Annotated in this window: 19 protein-coding genes; 1 reads left to right on the top strand and 18 read right to left on the bottom strand. The window is 40.7% G+C overall.

The annotated features are described in order from the left end of the window. Positions 1-9 precede the first annotated feature (9 nt). The 5 genes from rsmA to metG all read right to left on the bottom strand — a co-directional run bounded on the left by rsmA (position 10) and on the right by metG (position 5,899). Positions 10-888, bottom strand: a complete 879-nt coding sequence (gene rsmA, locus MHI33_RS00280) for a 16S rRNA (adenine(1518)-N(6)/adenine(1519)-N(6))-dimethyltransferase RsmA (protein WP_044140395.1) — start codon at positions 886-888, stop codon at positions 10-12. Beyond that, the gene (gene rnmV, locus MHI33_RS00275) at positions 881-1,441 is read right to left on the bottom strand and encodes a ribonuclease M5 (protein ID WP_012008650.1); all 561 of its coding nucleotides are present in this window, start codon (positions 1,439-1,441) and stop codon (positions 881-883) included. Before rnmV ends, rsmA begins: the two co-directional genes overlap by 8 nt. 161 nt (positions 1,442-1,602) lie before the next feature. Then, positions 1,603-2,805: a ubiquitin-like domain-containing protein gene (locus MHI33_RS00270; RefSeq protein WP_340908261.1), complete on the bottom strand. Its 1,203-nt coding sequence runs from the start codon at positions 2,803-2,805 to the stop codon at positions 1,603-1,605. Positions 2,806-3,049: 244 nt separating this feature from the next. Beyond that, the gene (locus MHI33_RS00265; RefSeq protein WP_003217927.1) at positions 3,050-3,817 is read right to left on the bottom strand and encodes a TatD family hydrolase; all 768 of its coding nucleotides are present in this window, start codon (positions 3,815-3,817) and stop codon (positions 3,050-3,052) included. An 81-nt stretch (positions 3,818-3,898) separates the two neighbouring features. Beyond that, the gene (metG, locus tag MHI33_RS00260; RefSeq protein ID WP_340908258.1) at positions 3,899-5,899 is read right to left on the bottom strand and encodes a methionine--tRNA ligase; all 2,001 of its coding nucleotides are present in this window, start codon (positions 5,897-5,899) and stop codon (positions 3,899-3,901) included. Positions 5,900-6,419: 520 nt separating this feature from the next. Between metG and MHI33_RS00255 the strand changes: the two genes are divergently transcribed. Beyond that, positions 6,420-6,710: an AbrB/MazE/SpoVT family DNA-binding domain-containing protein gene (locus tag MHI33_RS00255; protein WP_087975202.1), complete on the top strand. Its 291-nt coding sequence runs from the start codon at positions 6,420-6,422 to the stop codon at positions 6,708-6,710. Positions 6,711-6,755: 45 nt separating this feature from the next. Here the strand turns inward: MHI33_RS00255 and rsmI are convergent, their stop codons facing one another. From rsmI to MHI33_RS00190, 13 genes are all read right to left on the bottom strand, one after another. After that, positions 6,756-7,634: a 16S rRNA (cytidine(1402)-2'-O)-methyltransferase gene (rsmI, locus tag MHI33_RS00250; protein ID WP_065097667.1), complete on the bottom strand. Its 879-nt coding sequence runs from the start codon at positions 7,632-7,634 to the stop codon at positions 6,756-6,758. Beyond that, positions 7,612-7,908, bottom strand: a complete 297-nt coding sequence (locus tag MHI33_RS00245; protein ID WP_003217970.1) for a GIY-YIG nuclease family protein — start codon at positions 7,906-7,908, stop codon at positions 7,612-7,614. Before MHI33_RS00245 ends, rsmI begins: the two co-directional genes overlap by 23 nt. Next, positions 7,895-8,638, bottom strand: a complete 744-nt coding sequence (locus MHI33_RS00240; protein ID WP_003217966.1) for a tRNA1(Val) (adenine(37)-N6)-methyltransferase — start codon at positions 8,636-8,638, stop codon at positions 7,895-7,897. Before MHI33_RS00240 ends, MHI33_RS00245 begins: the two co-directional genes overlap by 14 nt. Positions 8,639-8,693: 55 nt before the next feature. Further along, positions 8,694-9,047 carry a DNA replication initiation control protein YabA gene (yabA, locus tag MHI33_RS00235; RefSeq protein ID WP_003217957.1) on the bottom strand — a complete coding sequence of 118 codons (354 nt, stop codon included), beginning with the start codon at positions 9,045-9,047 and terminating at the stop codon, positions 8,694-8,696. Positions 9,048-9,061: 14 nt separating this feature from the next. Continuing rightward, positions 9,062-9,889, bottom strand: coding sequence for a PSP1 domain-containing protein (locus MHI33_RS00230; RefSeq protein WP_003217932.1), 828 nt, complete (start codon positions 9,887-9,889; stop codon positions 9,062-9,064). 2 nt (positions 9,890-9,891) lie between these two features. Further along, positions 9,892-10,881, bottom strand: a complete 990-nt coding sequence (holB, locus tag MHI33_RS00225; protein ID WP_065097669.1) for a DNA polymerase III subunit delta' — start codon at positions 10,879-10,881, stop codon at positions 9,892-9,894. An 11-nt stretch (positions 10,882-10,892) separates the two neighbouring features. Further along, the gene (locus MHI33_RS00220; protein ID WP_044140388.1) at positions 10,893-11,333 is read right to left on the bottom strand and encodes a YaaR family protein; all 441 of its coding nucleotides are present in this window, start codon (positions 11,331-11,333) and stop codon (positions 10,893-10,895) included. Positions 11,334-11,345: 12 nt separating this feature from the next. Further along, entirely contained in the window at positions 11,346-11,675 is a 330-nt protein-coding gene (locus MHI33_RS00215; RefSeq protein WP_012008640.1) for a cyclic-di-AMP receptor, read from the bottom strand. A 79-nt stretch (positions 11,676-11,754) separates the two neighbouring features. Further along, the gene (gene tmk / locus MHI33_RS00210; protein ID WP_106067703.1) at positions 11,755-12,393 is read right to left on the bottom strand and encodes a dTMP kinase; all 639 of its coding nucleotides are present in this window, start codon (positions 12,391-12,393) and stop codon (positions 11,755-11,757) included. Beyond that, positions 12,390-13,799, bottom strand: a complete 1,410-nt coding sequence (locus MHI33_RS00205) for an aminotransferase class I/II-fold pyridoxal phosphate-dependent enzyme (protein WP_340908251.1) — start codon at positions 13,797-13,799, stop codon at positions 12,390-12,392. The genes tmk and MHI33_RS00205 overlap by 4 nt, the downstream gene beginning before the upstream one ends. 77 nt (positions 13,800-13,876) lie before the next feature. After that, positions 13,877-14,935, bottom strand: coding sequence for a toxic anion resistance protein (locus tag MHI33_RS00200; protein WP_065097672.1), 1,059 nt, complete (start codon positions 14,933-14,935; stop codon positions 13,877-13,879). 19 nt (positions 14,936-14,954) lie between these two features. Next, positions 14,955-15,569, bottom strand: a complete 615-nt coding sequence (locus MHI33_RS00195) for a 5-bromo-4-chloroindolyl phosphate hydrolysis family protein (RefSeq protein ID WP_106067705.1) — start codon at positions 15,567-15,569, stop codon at positions 14,955-14,957. A gap of 128 nt (positions 15,570-15,697) precedes the next feature. Beyond that, a complete protein-coding gene (locus tag MHI33_RS00190) occupies positions 15,698-15,889 on the bottom strand; it encodes a sigma factor G inhibitor Gin (RefSeq protein ID WP_044140383.1) in 192 nt (63 codons plus the stop codon). Between the last annotated feature and the right edge of the window lie 102 nt (positions 15,890-15,991).

Below are 15,991 nucleotides of genomic sequence, written 5' to 3'. Positions count from 1 at the left end.
AAAAAGCCCTTAAGACAGGGCTTTTTGTAAAACATTCGACAAACGGGCAAATTCCTCAATGGATAATGACTCGCCGCGGCGCTTTCCATCAATGTCTGCTATTTGAAGTGCTTCTTCAATGATCGCTTTATGTTGCTTTCCATCAGGTAAGTTGTTCATGAGATTATTCATCAATGTTTTTCGGCGCTGACCAAAGCTCGCACGGATCAATTGAAAGAAAAACTCATTATTTTCTACTGAGACAGCAGGCGTTTCACGAACAGTCAGCTTGATCACAGCCGAATCGACATTTGGCTGTGGAACGAAAACCGTTTTAGGCACAACCATCACCGTTTTCGCTTCCGTATAGTATTGAACTGCGATAGACAGCGAATTGTATTCCTTTGATGAAGGGACAGCGGCCATACGATCTGCTACTTCTTTTTGTAGCATAACCACAATCCCTTTCAATGGAAGGTTTTCTTCAAGCAGTTTCATAATAATCGGTGTCGTCACGTAATATGGAAGGTTGGCGACAACCATCACTTCTTTACAGTCAGCAAAATTTTCCTCGATGACCTTCCTCACATCCGCCTTTAATACGTCTTGATGAATGATCGTAACATTATCATATGGAGAAAGCGTATCGTTTAAAATGGGCAATAAACGCTGATCGATTTCAAAAGCGGTGACTTTCTTTGCACGCTTAGCGAGCTGCTCGGTCAATGCACCGATACCAGGCCCAATCTCAATCACGCCGGTCTCATCCGTCACCTCTGCGTGATCGACAATACGATCGAGTATATTTGTATCAATTAAAAAGTTCTGCCCTAAGCTCTTTTTAAAAGAGAAACCGTATTTCTTCAGTATTTCCTTCGTTCTGATGGGTGTCGCTATATCTTTATTCATCGGCTTCCTCCTGCATGACGGTCTTTAAGGCCGCAATAAAATCATGTTTGGTTATTTGGAACATGTGAAGGCGCTTATGCAGCTGCTTCGCATTGGTATATCCTATATTTAATAGCACACCTAGTCGTTCTCGGCGGCGTTTCGATGATTCGCCTCCGATTAGGCCTGCGTCAAATAAGTCATCTAATGTAATGTCACTTTCCGTTACTTCCATTTCCTCATGGACATGGGCAAGGCATTCCCGAATACTGTCCAAGGAAGCATGCTCGACACCAATTCCTTTGTCCCGCTTCGCCTTCGCAAGATGTTTTGGCAAAAATGCGTGCTTACAGCCAGGAACCGCTTCTGCGATGGTTTTCCGGATCTTCTCCCCAGGGAAATCAGGATCAGTTAAAATAATGACCCCTCTCGTCTCCTGAGCAAGACGCACTTGTTGAATAACTGTATCGCCAATGGCTGATCCGTTTGTTTCGATCGTATCTGCATCAACTGCCATCTTCACCCTCGCAGTGTCGTCACGACCTTCCACTACAATGATTTCTTTGATTTTCATGTATTCCTCCGCTTGCAAAAACAATAAACAATTTTTGGTTAAAAAAACGAAACCTTTTATGCTGTTTTTGCGTCTAATTAATTAGAAAACAGTGCTTCTATTATAACCAAAAAAACAGAGGGTGCGCAAAGCCCTCTGTTCATATAAATGATTTGATGTGTTTATTTGAGTACTCTAATTTTCACTCGTTTATTTCCCCATTGATAAGCTGCCGACTTATTTGGGACGAACACATCAATTTTATTCCCTTTTATAGCAGATCCAGTGTCTGATGCAACGGCATATCCATAGCCTTCCACATACACTTTAGAGCCTAGCGGAATGACACTCGGATCAACTGCTATGACCTTTGCACCTGGATTTGATTTTAAATTATAGCCTGTTGACGTTCTGCCCGTACATCCAGCACAGCTCACTGTATAGGCTGTCGACGCCACATAGAATTCTTTTCCTGACGATTCATTGCTTCTTGAAACGGCAGGTGTCGCTTTAGGCTCTTTTTGGGACTCTTGTGTACCAATGGCCACTAAACGATCCTTGCTATCTTTTTCAGTCACTTCTTTAATCAATTCTTTAGACACCACTTTGCCGTTTTCTTTCACAATGGCATAGTGCTTCTTCAATTTACCTTCTTCACCTTTTTTAAGCACCTTCTCTTTACCTTTTTCAAGAGAACGATCCTTTTTATGTTTGGTATCAAAAGCAATTTTCTCTTCCACTACATCGGTGACTTTTTCCACCCGAGTGATCTGGATATCTGCGCTTTTTTTAGAAATATGACTATGTAACGCAGGTTTGATCTTATCGTGCTTCTTGAGCTTCAGCTCTTGTTGCTTTAAAAAGTCAGCGACCGTAGTCGAAGTGGTCCACACTTTTTTCTCTTTTCCTCCATCATTTACGCTGACCTGAAAGGCCTGCTCAACCACAAGATCCATATCCTTTTTAATCTTGTCATTCTTTCCTGGAGTTACTTGATCGTGCTTCCCAATATCTATCTTCTCATTCTTCAATAATGCTCCTACCGTCTGATCTGTTGTCCATATCGTTTTCTCTTTCCCATCTAGGGTCAGATGAACCGGTATAGCCGCATCATACACAATGTTCATGTTGTCTTCAATCTTTGTATTTAGACTTGGAGAGATATGATCCTCCGCCTTGGTCTTTATTCCAAGGTCTGAAAACAGCTGTGCTACTGTCTCTTCATGTGTACGAATTGTCTTCTCTTTACCATTGATTGAAATGGTAATAGACTGCTTAGTGAGCTCATGCGCACCGTAAGCCGTCCCAGTTCCAGCTAAAAGCAAGCAAACAACTAGTAATAAAACCTTGCCTTTTCCTAGCTTAACAGAAAACAGATTTTTCATTTTTTGTACGATGAAAAACGCCTCCTTCTCCTCGGAGAGATTATATAGAGTATCTCAAAACCTGTCAACCCTTCCACCCACTGTACAAAAATGCTCGATTGTACCCCTATTATGGGAGTTTAATGGAAGGAAGGGAAGAAAGACTTATCGACAACTTATCCTATGAAGAGGCGTAAACGTGTAGAACATTTTCGTTATGTTTCACAAATGGACAAGCTTAAACAAGGATTGACATCATATACTGTCAGTTTATACCGAAAACTTTTTTCGCATTTTTTGTGGTCACTTCAGCAAGCTCTTCAAAGCTTATATCTCGTAACTCTGCAATCTGTTCTGCGATATATTTCACATAACTCGGCTCGTTGCGTTTTCCTCTAAATGGCGCTGGCGTTAAGTATGGGCAGTCTGTTTCAATTAAAAGCCGGTCACTTGGTATGTCCTTGACAACTTCCTTCGGTTTTTTGGCATTTTTAAATGTCACGGGTCCACCGAATGAAATATAAAAGTTCATATCCATACACGCTTTTGCGATTTCTAGGCTGCCAGTAAAGCAATGCATAATCCCTCCAACTTCAGCCGCTCCCTCTTCCTTTAAGATCGTCACGACATCTTCCGTTGCGTCACGATTATGAATAATGATTGGAAGATTCACTTCTTTCGCAAGAGCAATTTGACGTTTAAAGACTTCTTTTTGCACATCTTTTGGCGACTTGTCCCAATAGTAATCCAGACCCATTTCTCCAATCGCAACGACTTTTTCATGTTGAGATAATTCTTTGATCCACAGCAAATCCTCATCTGTCATATCGATGGCGTCAACTGGGTGCCAGCCAATGGCTGCATAGATGAAATCATACTCTTCAATTAATTCCATTGCTCTCGTAATTGTCGAGCGGTCAAACCCTACCACCACGATTTTTTCGACTTTTTCACTCTTCGCTCTTTCGATCACCTGCTCTAAGTCTTCATTATATTGTTCCGCATTTAAGTGGGCATGTGTATCAAATAACATCGTTGATTGCTCCTTTCGACAATTCTGCTAAAAAACAAAAGGTGTTCGACGAAATGTTACACGTGGAACACCTTTGTTGATTTATAAAATTTTTGTTCCATTCGTTAGAGATTGATCCACTTCAAGAACCTGCAATTTCCCGCTAGTTTCTCCAGTTAAAATCATTCCCTGGGAAATTTCCCCTCTGAGTTTAACTGGTGTGAGATTCGCTACACAGACAAGCTTCTTCCCTACTAATTCCTCAGGTTGATAATGCTTGGCTATCCCTGAAACAATTTGTCTCTTTTCAAATCCAAAATCAAGCTGCAGCTTTAAGAGACGATCTGCTTTTTTCACTGGGGCTGCTTCCAGTACCTGTGCGACTCGAAGATCAACTTTTGAGAAATCATCAAAAGCAATTTCTGCTCCCAGCTCAGGTAATTCTGTTTCTTCTATTTCTACTTTCTCTTCTTCTACCTTTGGTGCACTTCCCTGCATTTTCTCTTTAATATATGCTACTTCTTCTTCAACCTCTAAACGCGGGAACAAAGGCTCGCCTTTTTGTACCGTCGCTTGTTGAATCGCACCGAAAGTTAGAATGCTATCCCAGCTTTTAAGCTTCTCTTCTTCAATGCCAAGCTGGAAGAAGATTTTCTCAGGTGTTTTCGTTAGGAATGGCGTTAAGAGCACTGCTGTGATGCGCAATGACTCTGCTAAATGATACATGACAGAATGCAGCTCTTTTCGTTTTGTTTCATCCTTTGCCAGCACCCAAGGAGCTGTCTGGTCAATATACTTATTGGTTCTGCTGATTAATGTCCAAACATTTGAAAGAGCCACCGAGAATTCAAGATTTTCCATCGCTTCTTCATAGGCTTTGACTGTTTGCTCAGCTACTGCTTTAAGTTCCTCATCAAACTCATTAACTGGACCCTTATAGCTGCTTAATGTCCCGTCAAAATATTTTTGTACCATCGCAACTGTACGGTTAAGCAAGTTACCTAAATCATTGGCAAGATCATAGTTTACACGTTCCACGAATCCTTCTGGTGTAAACACACCATCCGCACCAAATGGTACTTCACGAAGGAGGTAATAACGAAGGGCATCAAGACCGTAGCGATCAATTAATGTGACCGGATCTACTACGTTCCCTTTTGATTTAGACATCTTACCATCTTTCATCAGCAGCCAGCCGTGTGCAAAAATTTGTTTCGGCAGCGGCAGATCGAGTGCCATCAGCATAATTGGCCAATAAATCGTATGGAAACGAACAATTTCTTTCCCTACGAGATGCACGTTGGCAGGCCAATATTTTTTATATTTTTCATCCTGATCAGTTCCGTAACCAATCGCAGTTAAATAGTTGAACAACGCATCAATCCATACATAGATGACGTGCTTTGGATTGTTTGGAACTTTAATTCCCCAGTCAAAGGTTGTTCTTGATACAGCTAGATCCTCTAAACCTGGTTTGATGAAGTTATTGATCATTTCATTCTTTCTTGATTCAGGCTGAATGAACGTTGGATTCTTTTCGTAATAGTCTAGTAAACGATCCGCATACTTACTCATACGGAAGAAATATGATTCCTCTTTAATTAATTCGACAGGATGCCCGCTGTCAGGGCTTTTCCCGCCAGTGACTTCTCCTTTTTCATTCCGCTCAACATCCACAAGCTGTGTTTCCGTATAGAATGTCTCATCAGGAATACTGTACCAGCCTTCATATTGATCTAAATAAATATCACCTTGATCAAGTAGCTTTTGAAACACTTGCTCAATGATTTTCGTGTGTCTTTTTTCTGTTGTACGGATGAAATCATCATTGGAAATGTCGAGTTTCTTCCATAGTGATTGAATGTCTGCTACGACCGGATCTAAATACTCGATCGGTGTGATGTTTTGTTCTTCAGCTTTTTGCTGAATTTTTTGTCCGTGCTCATCTGTACCCGTTAAATACATCACATCATAGCCTTGAAGACGTTTATAACGAGCCATAGCATCCCCTGCTACTGTCGTATAAGCATGTCCAATATGTAATTTTCCGCTCGGATAGTAAATAGGTGTTGTCAGATAGAACGTTTTTTTCTTTTCCGGCATGTTGGAACCTCCTGCGTGTGTGTAAAAGTCAAAAACTCCCGCCCAATGGACGAGAGCGGTTATCATCATTACATGAAAATGTGTTAGATCCATTTATTAAATTTTGCACTTGTGCTTTCTCTATGATACCATCTTAGCCTTTAAGATCAAGCATATATACATAGAACAAGATGAAATGATCGAAAAAGATGAGTTTTTCAAAAAAAACGACAAACCTGTCGACATTTTGTCGAATATTGTCGTATGAAATCTATCTCCAGATTTACAATTGTCTAATTTAGGGCAAAAGTCTTGTTAATCTGAACTCGTCATTTCTCATATTTTCATAGAAAAAACCCGCAAAATCCTTATAAATCAGTAGTTTCAAGGTCTTTTGACTTTAAGAGTCATATTTTACAAACAATAGTAAACAAAATGATTGACGATTTATGGAAACCTTGTTATGCTATGAATGTAAGGAATTTGTCGAATAATGACGAAGATAATATTATATTAAGAATAAGAACTCTTTGGGAGGAGAATGAAGATGAAATCTACAGGTATTGTACGTAAAGTTGACGAATTAGGGCGCGTGGTGATTCCAATCGAACTTCGCCGTACTCTAGGAATCGCTGAAAAAGACGCTTTGGAAATTTATGTTGATGATGAAAAAATTATCCTAAAAAAATATAAACCAAACATGACTTGCCAAGTTACAGGTGAAGTATCAGACGATAACCTTAAACTTGCTAATGGTAAATTAGTTCTTAGCCGTGAAGGTGCAGAGCAAATCATTAACGAAATCCAAAACCAACTCCAATCACAAAAATAAGTTTGATATAAAAAAGGTTCTTGCACCGTTTGCAAGAACCTTTCTTTATTGTTCAATATGATAGGCATCATATATGTTGCGCTTTGGTACACCACGTTCGACGGCTGTACGTTTAATGGCTTCCTTCGACGTTAATCCTTCTTCTATGTAATGGATCACGTGTTCTTTTTCTGATAAGGACTTCCACCAGGCTTCTTCATTTAGCTCTTCTTCATCTTGATCGTTACCTTGTACGACAAGACAGAATTCACCTCGGATTTGATTCTCTACCGCCCATGTCAGCACAGACTCTAAATCTCCACGAATAAACTCTTCAAATTTTTTCGTTAGTTCTCTCGTAATGGCGATATTCCGGTTGCCCCACACTTCCTTCATCAAAGTCAGCGTTTCTTTTAACCGATGAGGCGCTTCATAGAAAATGATTGTTTCTTGACGCTTCTTCAAAGCTTCGAGCTGTTTTTTCTTTTCCTTTTTTTGTCGGTCAAGAAATCCATAAAAGAAAAATGGCTGCGGCGTGATCCCTGAGGCAATGAGTGCTGTAAGTGCAGCATTTGCTCCAGGTAACGGAACGACATAACCGCCGATATTAGTAAAGTCACTGACCACTTCAGCACCTGGATCAGAGATCGTCGGTAAACCAGCATCACTCACTAGTGCGATGTTTTTTCCTTCTTTTAACCATTCGATCAACTTGTGGCCGCTGCTGTCTTTGTTATGCTCATGATAACTCGTTAATGGCGTATCAATTTCATAGACATGACAAAGTTTTTTCGTTTGTCTTGTATCCTCTGCAGCAATATAGTCTACATCTTTTAATGTTTGGATGGCTCGAAACGTCATATCTTCTAAATTGCCAATTGGGGTTGGGACGAGATATAGAATGCCCATATCTGATTGACCATCAAAGCTTTTCTGTGTTTTCATGTGCCGCCTCCTTTTCAATACGCATTTCTTCTATATAAAGATCTTTCTTTTTCCGTGTCCACGTTTTAAAACGATATTCTTGCTGCATGGCTTCTCTTTTGGTTGCAAAACATTCATGATAATACAGCTCAACCGGCCGTCTAGCTCTTGTATATTTTGCTCCCTTTCCACTATTGTGGGTCGTCAGTCTTTTTTGTAAATCATTTGTATAACCTGCATATAGGCTGCCGTCCGCACATTTCAATACATAGAAATAATGATTATGCTTTTCCATACAGTATCGTCCTGATTTCCTCAGTATACTCTTGATCATCTCCATAAACAAAAAGAGGCGGGAGAATTTTCAGATCTGGTTTTCCATCTTTTATTCCCTCTACTAAGATGGTATTGGCTTCCTTACCCTGTTTGGGATAAACAAATTGAATTCGTTTTGGCTCAATTCGGTACTTCTTCATCAATTCCACAATCTCAAGTAGCCGGCCAGGCCGATGAACCATCGCCAGTTTCCCTCCTTGCTTCAGCAGCGTGGAAGAAACGCGAATGACATCTTCTAATGTACAATGAATTTCATGCCGAGCAATGGCCAAGTATTCATTTTCATTGATTTCTTCCTTAGAAGGTGTCTTAAAATATGGCGGATTACATGTGATGACATCTACTTTGTGATTGCCGTAGCGTGATGGCATATCATTCAGATCTCCATGAATCAGTTCTATCTGCTTTTCAAGTTGATTATACGCCACACTTCTTTTTGCCATATCAAACAGCCGTTCTTGAATTTCGACCCCAGTAATGGAGGCCTTAGATCGTGTCGAAAGCAGCAATGGCACAATGCCATTTCCCGTACAAAGATCAATAATCTCTCCTTTTTGGATGGGCACATACGCAAATTTTGCTAATAACACTGCGTCCAATGAAAAGGCGAAAACCGTTTTACTTTGAATAATCTTCATATCTTCGGCGAGCAAATAATCTAATCGTTCATCTTCTCTTAGTGAAACCATGATGTATCCTTTCTTTTCCTGTGAAAAAGGCTTCCGATTCAGCGGAAGCCTTTTCTCATTTTTTATTTAAAAATGACAGACAGAACAAACAGTCTCCCTCTTTACGTATGCTCCCATAATGTACATTGCAAATATGGAAGCCCTCCTGATATAACCGAGCCAGGTTATCATGACCTTCTCCTATATCAGAATGACCTGGTTTCTGAGCAGAATCATTCTCTGTCTCAGACGATTTGTCCCGATCGGACTGATCCAGACGTTCACGCAAGTGCTGATTCTCCATCTGCAGCTGATGATTTTCTTCAATCACTTCACCGATATGATTTTTCAAATCACCTAACTGGCGATAAAGAGAACCAATTTGTTCTTCTAAATTGATCACCGTATCAAATAGTTCCTTTTTATCCAAGGTGGCACACCTCGTTACTCAGTTGTTTGTGCAGATACAACGCCTTCTTGTAATAATTCTTCCCAAGTATATTCTACCACTTTTTCTTGCCCGGTTAATTCAACTTGCAAAATTCGTTCTAAAATGTTGAGCCCTACTACCTTTGCAGAGCCACTAGATGTTTGAATCGTTTCACCGATATCAGGCAATTGTTCTTTCGCTGTTTCATACTCATCATTCTCATACTTCAAGCAGCACATCAAACGACCGCAAAGCCCTGAAATTTTTGTGGGATTTAGCGACAAGTTTTGATCTTTTGCCATCTTAATGGATACTGGTTCAAAGTCTCCTAAGAATGTCGAACAGCAAAGCATTCGCCCGCAAGGTCCTATGCCACCCAGCATTTTTGCCTCGTCTCTTACACCAATCTGGCGAAGTTCAATTCTCGTTTTGAAGATCGATGCAAGATCCTTCACTAGCTCGCGGAAATCTACTCTGCCATCCGCTGTGAAGTAGAAGATGACCTTGTTTCGGTCAAATGTAAATTCAACATCAACCAGCTTCATTTCAAGCCCATGTTCACTTACCTTCTGAAGACATGTATCAAAGGCTGTCATCGCTGCCTCTTTGTTTTCCTCAACGATGAGCCGGTCTCGTTCATCTGCTACACGAATCACCTTACGCAGAGGAAGAACGACATCGTGTTCATCTACTTTTTTATTAGCGATGACCACTTGTCCGTACTCAACTCCTCTGACCGTCTCTACAATGACACAACTATCATTTTCTATATGAAATCCATTAGGATCGAAATAATAGATTTTGCCCGCTTTTTTAAAGCGAACACCAATTACGTTGTACAAGCTTATCCCTCCTGCAACATCAACACCAATTGCTCCATCAGCCCTTGGGCATTCACGTTGGATTGAAGTCTCTTTTTCGCTTCTAATACAGCAAGGATCTGGTTCGTCACCATCTGCTGTGTGGAATGCAGCGCGTGCTGCTTCATTGTCTGGAATAAGTCTTGATAAATGACTTTATCTTCATTTCCTATTTGAATCGACAATACATCACGATATATAAATAAAAGCATATCCAGACCTGTTTCTTGAAGGTCTTTCTCTTTGAAAAAAGGCATCCATTGATCTTGTATATAAAAAAATGCATGTTCTTTTCGCTGGTGTAAGACTTCATACAATTTTATCACTTTCGCTCTAGACTCTGCAAACTGATCATTTCGACTTAATTCGAGTGCTTCTGCTAAATTGTTGGTTAAATTCGACAAAAGCCTTGCAAGATGCTGAGATACGCCTTCTTGTAATAGCTGCTGCTCCAAGGATTGTGGCTGCAGCGGCTGAAAGCTGAGCATCTGACATCTTGAAATAATCGTATCCAACATTTTATGCGATTGCTCAGTGATTAAAATTGCCATCGTTTCCCGGTTAGGCTCCTCTAGGAACTTTAATAAACTGTTCGCGGCATTGACCGTCATTTTGTCCGCATGAAGAATGATATACATTTTTCGGTGAGATTCCACACCTGCTTTTGTAAATTCCTCTTGCAATGCCTGTACTTGCGCTTTCTTAATTGATTGACCATCAGGCTGCACGAGATGTAAATCGGGATGGTTTCCTGACTCAATCCTTTTGCAGTTTTGACAGGATTCACACGGTTCCACTCCTGATTCCAAGCAAAAAAAGCTCTTAGCCAAAAGCATCGCAGCATCCCGCTTACCAGTACCTTTTTTTCCTTCAAATAAGTAGGCATGCGCAAGTCGGTCTTTATCAATACTATTAAAAATCAGCCGCATGACGCGCGGCTGCAAATCATTCATGTCATCCCAGCTAATTGCCATGTTATCACTCTCTATGTGTAAAGGTTAATCAATAAACCTTTTATTTCTCCAATACGTTCAAGCAAATCAATAGATGGCTTCTCTTGGTCCATCATATCCTCTGTTAATTCAATCAGCTTTTCATCTAATGCTTTGACTAAAGCGAGTGTACGCGTGTTGCCATAAATGTCAAAGCTTCTTGATGTTTCTATATTTAACCCATTATCGACTGTCTCTTTCACAAAGCGCTTCACAAGACCTTTAAACCTAGCCAAGTCCTTTAAGTTTCGTGACTTTGTCAGCTTTTTACCGAACACTTCGATATCACTCAGCATAACCGTCAGCTGCTCTAAGCGCATTTTGCCGCTTTGCGTCTCCATCGATGCTTTAAAGGAGGCAGATGTCTGGCTTCCTTTCATGCCTTGGAGTTCACGCTTTTCTAAAAGCAGCCGCATATCTTGATTAATTTTCACAGCAACCCATCCTTAGAATTGATGAAATTGTTCAACTGGCAGAATAAAGACAGTAGCTCCACCAACTTCAACCTCAACAGGGTATGGTACATATGAATCTGCGTTACCACCCATTGGAGATACAGGTGCAATCATTTGATCACGTTTGCGGCAATTTTCTTTTATAAGCTGCAATGCTTTATCCACTCGGACATCATCACAACCAATGATAAAAGTCGTATTCCCAGACTTTAAAAACCCACCAGTTGAAGCTAATTTTGTCACGCCGAATTGATGTTCAGTCAATATTTTCAACAACTTGCTGCTATCTTGGTCCTGTACAACGGCAACAATTAATTTCATTTGATTGGCCTCCTTTGTTTTAGGCACAGGTGACATGCCGATGTCTTCCTCTATATTATAACAACGATTGGGAATGAGGTCATATTTGATTTTTCTTTAATGTGTCCTGAATCACTCGAAGTACTTCTTCATAAACATTTTGCATCGGCTGAGAAGCATCCACTACATGGAATCGTTCTGGTGATTGCGCAATAAGTAGTTCATAGCCTTCTCTGACCAACTGGTGGAAATTCAGCGTCTCCATGTCTAATCGATTCTTTTCTCTTCCTTGATTGGCGTGAATTCGCTTTAGCCCTTCCTCAGGTGTAATGGAAAAGTAAATCGTCATTTGCGGCATCGTGCCATTAATAGCAAAGTCGTTAATTGATCTGACTTGGTCAATTCCAAGCCCTCTCGCATAGCCTTGATAAGCAAGAGAGCTATCAACAAAACGATCACACAAGACTGTCTCTCCGCGCTGCAATGCCGGTTCTACCTTTTCAGCCAAATGCTGCCTTCTTGCTGCTGCATACAGCAATGCCTCTGTTTTCGCGTCCATTTTTGTATTTTTTTCATTTAAAATGACTTCACGGATCTGCTCAGCAATGTCAATGCCACCCGGCTCGCGTGTCGCCATCACTGCATATCCTTGACGTTCCATTTCTTCGTACACTTTTCGTATCACTGTCGTTTTTCCGGCACCCTCTGGCCCTTCAAACGTAATAAACATACCGCTCATAGTGTCTCCTCTTCTATATAAACATATAATTTTCTCTGATGAATGACCTGACTTGCTTGAATATGAACCTCGTGACCAAGCAAACGGTTTAACGCTTCAATTTGTTCTTTTTCAATACGCTCTCCCTTAATCATCAAAGGAATTCCAGGTGGATAGGGAATAATGGATTCTGCACTCATCCGGCCTGCTGCATGTTCAAATGGGACAGCCTCTATATCTTGATTTTGTTCATCAGTCTCAATAGATACCGTCTCATTTTGGGTATATTTTTTTCCTTTGAGCAATGAATCACTTTGCTTAAGAGCCTGCTCGATCCGCTTGAAAGGGACGTCCTTCCTCTGTTCTAAGCTAAGTACAAGTAAAACCTGATGTTCGTCCGCAAGCTCTGGATGAACATCCACTGATTCAAGCACCTGCTTTAGTTCGTAACCAGTCAGTCCTTTTGTTGATCGAATGACGCATTTTAAAGGATCGGAATGTAGCGAGTCAGGTTCAACCACTTCAAGATGGGTCAGACGGTTGAACTGATCTTTCAGCTCTGTCAGTTCTTTCATGATTACATCCAATGTCCCTTTTCCTTTGATCTCCTCGACATAAGCTCTTGCTACATCTAATGAGGCCATAATTGGATAAGAGGGCGAACTACTTTGAAGCATCGTGAGCAAGGTTTTCAAACGCTTCGCATCGATTCGGTCCCCTTGAAGATGAAGATAGGAACCCATCGTCATTGCCGGAAGGGTTTTATGTGCTGATTGTACCACCACGTCCGCTCCATAGGAAAGAGCAGATAGAGGAAAGGCACCGCCTAATACAAAATGCGCACCATGTGCCTCATCAACCAAAACAACCATTCCTGCTTCATGACACATGTGAATCAGCTTTGATAAATCAGCTGCATGTCCGTAGTAGTTCGGATAAGTCAAAACGATTGCCCGGCAATGAGGATGTCTTGCTATGGCTTTTCTCACTATATCTTCCGTCACATGTGTTGGAACGTGCAAGTGTGCGTCTATCTCAGCGTCTATCAGAATAGGCGTTGCCCCTGCAAGCTCGATCGCATGAAAGACAGACTTATGGCAATTACGCTGAACAAAAATCTCGTCTCCCGTGCGGCATGCTGTCATCACCATCGCCAAATTTCCGACTGTTGTACCATTCACAAGGAAGAAGCTTTGATCTGAACCATATAGCTTAGTCAATAAATGTTCTGCCTCTTGGATGACCCCAGTCGGGTGATGAAGATCATCTAGGCCTTCAAGCTCCGTCACATCCAATTGAAGGATTGAAGCATAGTGAGACCGTGCCTCATCAAAAAAGACATCTCCATTGTGATGTCCTGGAACGTGAAAAGAATAAGGCTTCTTTTCCGCATGCTGTGCTAATGCTGTATATAAAGGTGTTCTCAAACAAATCGACCCTTTTCACTTTAACGATATCTTAAGTCTATTATAACGTCCAAACAAGTGAACCGAAAGATGGTTTCTCATTCCTTTATTGGATTCGCCAACTGCTGCTCTGCCTCATACATACTGCTTTTCAATTGAGCTCGCTCTTGGCTTCCATGCTCTTTCACCTGTAACGTTTCCTGTAATGTTTCAGCTAATTGACGTTGAACCTTTTTCAAGGTATCTATAGGGGCTAAAGATGCCTCTTCAAAAATCTGCCCCTGCTGTTTCGATACATTTTCATATGTTTTTTGGATTCGGTCCTCAAGAACTGAATTGGCCCGCTGCTGAATATGCGTTAATGCAATCGACATTTGGTTGATCCATAGAGGAATAGATGCTGAAACAGTTGATTGAATGTGATTGGCCAATGTATGATTCGTATGCTGGATCATCCGAATTTGAGCATTACATTGCAATGCAATTTGCCGGCTTAACAGCAAATCATACTTTCGTTCCTTTAGTCTCTCCACATACTCTTCTTCATTGACTTCTTGACTCATCAATTGCTCCTCTAACGTCCGTTCAACAGAAAGTTGCGTTTCTGAAAGAGGCTGCTGCTCTAACGTTGTCATTTTCGCTTCAACTGCGGCAACCTGCATCGTCATCTCTTGTAAATATGTTTGATTTTCTTCAAATAAACGCTCTAATAACATATGGTCCGAGATTAATACGCCTCTTGCATATCGAAGCCTTGCTGACAATCTCTCGATCTGTGATTTTGCATGTTGAAAACGTGATATGATCTCCTGAGTAGATCGCTTATCCCGTTGAAACCATTTCAAAAAAAAACCCTGTTTCTTTGGCACTAAATCCTCAGGCTCCACTACATGTAGCTGCTGCAAAAAGGCCTCCAGCACGTCTCCTATTTGATCAATATCTTTTTTCTCAACATATTTCATCATCTGTTGTGATTGTTCCAATAGTCGTTCCTGCACACGTGTACCATAGAAAAGGAGCTTTTGCGGATTTTCAGGGATCTGCTGAGCTCGCTGCACAGCTTCGTTTTTCTCTTCATCAGATAAGGTATCAAACACCCGAAACTGAAGATCTGTATTGGGGATAGGCGGTGTTGTGGCGTGATCTTCCGGTTTCATCGAGTTTGACTCCTTTCATCTATTTCTTCATCATTTTATCAGCTACTTCAAGCTCAATATGAAGAGCTTCTATATCTCTTCCTAACACTTGCTGCAAATCATTCGTCAATTGCTTTTGCAGCTCTGTCAATGTCACTCGGGTTTGGCTCAATGTCATTTCCAGCTCATGACTACGATTGGGCTGATTATACAATAGTGCATATTTCTCAGTTAGTTCAACGACAGAATCCAAGCTTTCAAAATAAAAACGCTGTGCATCATAAAAGCGATTAGGCTCTTTTTTTGTTATTGTATAGATTCGTCGCGCAAGCCGAAAAACTTCATAATTATATTTGATCGTTTGTACGTTTTTCACAGCAAATAAAGCTTTTTTTAAACGCACAAGCTTTTGTCCTGCTTCTTTTAAATGCTGTTTGATATATACATAATCACTTCGAGACAGTCCGTGTTTCTTTAAAAACAATTGGAAAGCAGTCCATCTGCTCCCTACAAACATCACGCCCCACCCAATCATCGCATACAGTATCGATAATCCAGCATGATGATGGAAAACCCCTATACTGACGGTTAAAATCACAAGCGAAAAAAAAGTAGAGAGGATGGCCCATATAAATGTATAAAAGATTGATTTCATGTTCATCGACTCCTATGAATAATCAGGCTCTCTGTTTATCTTATTATGAATTACGGATGATGTCCAAACTAAGTTCCAAAAAACAAGCCCAATCCTTCATAGCTCATAAAAAAAGACCATCTAGTGGTCTATGAATACAAAGGCGGCGTATGAAGATTTTTAAGCTTTCTCACATAATCGGAATAGCTAGGATCCGAGGTCGATGTAGAAATTAACTTTCGCTCACAGTCGCGGCACAAAAACTGATGATATAAATAAATTCCCTTTGTCTTTTTCTCTTCACAAATCAAACAAATCGCTTCTCGCTCTTTTATGCTCATTGTGACACCTCCACTTATAGCTTCAGTATGCCCTAGCGCTTTCAATTGTATACAAAATTAAGAATGTTTTAGATGGTAGTTTAGTATATGTATCCATGTCAG

Source organism: Bacillus sp. FSL K6-2971 (genome assembly GCF_038006405.1).
Taxonomy (GTDB): domain Bacteria; phylum Bacillota; class Bacilli; order Bacillales; family Bacillaceae; genus Bacillus; species Bacillus pumilus.
Note: the sequence above shows the minus strand (reverse complement) of the source record. Positions and strands in the feature narration are given on the sequence as shown.